This is a genomic window from Streptomyces sp. NPDC102437 (assembly GCF_044765565.1).
GTDB lineage: Bacteria > Actinomycetota > Actinomycetes > Streptomycetales > Streptomycetaceae > Streptomyces.
On record NZ_JBIWKI010000129.1, the window covers coordinates 1 to 3,203 of the forward strand.

At 69.6% G+C, this 3,203-nt stretch carries 2 protein-coding genes and 1 pseudogene; 2 read left to right on the forward strand and 1 reads right to left on the reverse strand.

Going from position 1 to position 3,203, the window contains the following annotated elements; translation table 11 throughout:
• Positions 1–958: 958 nt before the first annotated feature.
• Positions 959–1,888, forward strand: coding sequence for a hypothetical protein (locus tag ACIRJP_RS42190; protein ID WP_404186487.1), 930 nt, complete (start codon positions 959–961; stop codon positions 1,886–1,888).
• Between the two features lie 2 nt (positions 1,889–1,890).
• Here the strand turns inward: ACIRJP_RS42190 and ACIRJP_RS42195 are convergent.
• Positions 1,891–1,950, reverse strand: a pseudogene (locus tag ACIRJP_RS42195) (hypothetical protein); the annotation flags it as partial.
• A gap of 437 nt (positions 1,951–2,387) precedes the next feature.
• On the opposite strand from ACIRJP_RS42195, the gene ACIRJP_RS42200 reads away from it, so the two are divergent.
• Positions 2,388–2,804, forward strand: coding sequence for a hypothetical protein (locus tag ACIRJP_RS42200; protein ID WP_404186489.1), 417 nt, complete (start codon positions 2,388–2,390; stop codon positions 2,802–2,804).
• Positions 2,805–3,203 lie beyond the last annotated feature (399 nt).

The following is a 3,203-nucleotide window of genomic DNA, read 5'->3' on the forward strand; positions in this document are numbered from 1 at the left end:
GCAGCCCCATCGCCTACGAACAAGCACTCCGAACAACATCAACTACGCTGGCCGAAGCCGCATAACCCGTGTTCAGGATCAGGGGTCAAGGCCCGGGAGTGTTGGCGATGGAGACCCCGCCTAGCGCCGCCGTCACACCGAGTGCGGCCACGGCCGAACCCACGATCAGGCCCTTGCTGATGTTCAAGACGCTCTCCTTACGAGCCACCCACCAAACGTGAGTGGTTGCTGAACGTAGTTAATTGAGGGTGGGGCAGAGACCGCTCTCAGAAGTGACAAGCGACGCAGCCCCGGCCGCTCCCCACGCGCTGAGCGCCTGCGCGGACAGACGGTCAGAACACGAGCGGTACCCGCCGTTGTGCCCGGCCCGGACGCCCGGACCCGGCCACGACTCCCAGCAGCGCGGCCGGGCCGACTCGCCCTTCGACGACAGGACAAACCTCGACCCGCCCAGCACAACGAACCGACCCGACCACCCGTGAGCAGTGACGAGATGACGAGCAGGCCGAGACCGGTCCACCGGCGGCGCGACCCATAGACGGGCCGCCGCAAGGCGTCCTTCCCAAAGCGCCGGCGCTGCGCGTTTCCTCGTCGCTCACCTGGTCTCCCTCAAGCAGTAATAGGTGCTGGGCGAGTGCTAAACGGCCTGCCACCCACCACGGTTACGGGAAGGACGAGACGCGAGTTCAGCCACACGGCCGACGTAGGCCTTCGGGTCGGATATCGAGATCCGGCCGATGTGGCCGTAGCCACGCGAGTCCGGCCTCCGCCCCGGACCGGCGCCTCCGGCACCACCCCCCCCCAGCCCGCGGTGCTGTTGGTGGTCTTCGCTTGGCGAGGCGCGAAGAGGTACGAGTACCGGTAATGACGCGTCAGCGGATCCGGCGGCCGGCCGTCGTGGACCGGTCCCGGGAGATCGTGGAGAGCTACGAGGGCGGCGTCACGCTGCGCCAGGTACGTGCTCGTCAGCGACGGGGTGATGGCCAAGACCGAACGCGACTACAAGCGGATGTGCGAGTACGTCGGCATGGCCCGCCGCTCCGGCCGCGTTCCCTGGGAGGCGATCCGGGACGATACCCAGACCACTGTGGACGCCCCGCCCTCCTTCACCGGGCCGGCTGGCTTCTGGGCGGCCGTCGCCGAGGCGGCCGACGACTACCGCGTCGACCGCCAGGCCGGCCAGCCCGTCCGGCTTGAACTGTGGTGCGAGACGGCAGGCATGGTCCCCCAACTGTCCAGAATCGGAGCCGAGTTCGGCATCGCCTGCTTCTCCGGCGGTGGTTTCGACGGGCTGGCCGGCAAGCACGACGCGGCCCTGCGAGCGGTGGAAGGAGGCCGCGAAACCGTCGTACTCCACCTCGGAGACCACGACCCGAGTGGTGAGCATCTGTTCAACGCGCTTGCCGAGGACGTGATCACGTTCGCCCAGGCCGCGGGTGCCGAGGTGGAGCTCGAGCGGGTCGCGGTCACCGCCGAGCAGGTCACCGCCAACAACCTGCCCACCGCCCCGCCCAAGGCCACTGACCGCCGCTCGTTCTCCGGCACCGCCACCACCCAGGCCGAGGCCCTGCCCCCGGACATCCTGGCGGCCATCGTGCGCCGGGCCATCGGGGCCCACCGCGACCCGGTGATCCACCAGCGGATCCTGGCGCGCGAAAAAGCGGAGCGGGAAGTGATCCGTCGCCGGCTGACCGGCCGATCAGCCAGGGTGCGAGCAGGCCGGTCAGCCGGCCAGCAAGGCGCCCTCCCACGCGTGCTCTCCCGTTGCTTGCACAGTGGGCAGCGGTGGAGGGCAAACACCCGGACACTCGTGAGTGGGGTTCACTCCTGGTCGGAAGACCACTGGCCCTCGGCGGCCCTCGAGTTCATCCACCCGCGACGCAGGTAGGCCTCCTGCGCGGTGGAGGTGTTGGCCTTCTCGCCCTTCCAGGCCGTCAGCGCACTGTGCACGAGGGGCTGGTTGTAGCAGAACGACAGCGGCTTGCTGCCGGTCTTGCCGGCTGTCCGCGAAGCTCAAGGGCACCGCGCACTGCGTCCAGAACCGCGCCCGCCTCGTGTGCGCTCTCTACGAACGCCTGGAGGCCACACCCGCCCCGGAGGGGGTTGCACCGGGCGGGGGCTGAACCGTTGGCTGGACGGTTGTCTTCAGCGGGGGACCGCAGGTGTGACCGAAGGTGTGGACCCCCCAAATCAGACACCACCCGTTCTCGCGGGTCACCCCCGGTGGGCAAGCCCCTGTCGGACGGCGACACCTCTTTCCCACGCGATAGCCGGGGGGAGAGGTCTGCTTCGAGCTCCGGGGCCAACGGGCCGCTGCGGTGGAGGAAACCCCTGGTCGCCCGTTGACCGGGATGGCAGGCTCTGCCTCCAGCGAAGGGAGCTCCGCGATGACCGACAAGCCGGAGACGGAACGCGTCAACTGCACCGACTGCTTCGCCCTGCCGGGCCCTGACAACACCCGCATCGCGTACGTGAAGACCGGCGGCGGGATCAGCGAGACCTGGCACGCCCCCGACTGCCCGGCGCTCACGATCAGGCAGATCAACATGGAGGAGGGAAGCAAGCGGGCCCAAGAGCAGGACGCGTGGGCCCGGGGCGTCTTCCCCGCTGCGCACGAGCGGCTCAGGAAAGCCGCCGCCGCGATGCCCGCCGACACCGCCGCCCAGCCCTTCGCCGACGCCCTGAGCGAGCTGGTCCAGGCGCAGGCCGACACCACCGGCTTCGTCGTCCTGCACCGCTGGGCGGAGATCCTGGAGCGGCACTTCCCGCCGGAGCTCCCCGACCCCGACCGCACCACCCATTAGCTGGCACCCGGGCACTGCACGGGTGGGGCGCAGGAGTTCCGCCTGGCCGGGGGAGCTGGCCGCTGACCGGCTGGCCGATCCGGACACCCGGGTTGCACGGATCGGTCACACCGCTGACGTGCGGTTTGGCCGATGGGTGCGACCGGATCGGTCACACGGCTGGTCACCGGTCACGGCCGCGGGCATGTGACCGGCCATGAGTGCCGGGCAAGCCCAAGGGAACCCTGGGCAAGCTCACCGCGCGGCAGGCTTGCCCGGCCCGGAGGCGTTGCCGCGGCACGGGATCCTGGGAAGGGACGCCAAGGCGTCCTACTGATTCCCAATGTGGTTGTCAAGGTCAGTTGATGACTCGTTGTGAGGGTGTCAGCCCAGTGGGACGGGGCTGGGTGGCGCGGTGAT

Bases quoted from the DNA above. Each gene is read 5' to 3' on its own strand.
- ACIRJP_RS42200 (WP_404186489.1), top strand. From the start codon at position 2,388: ATGACCGACAAGCCGGAGACGGAACGCGTCAACTGCACCGACTGCTTC.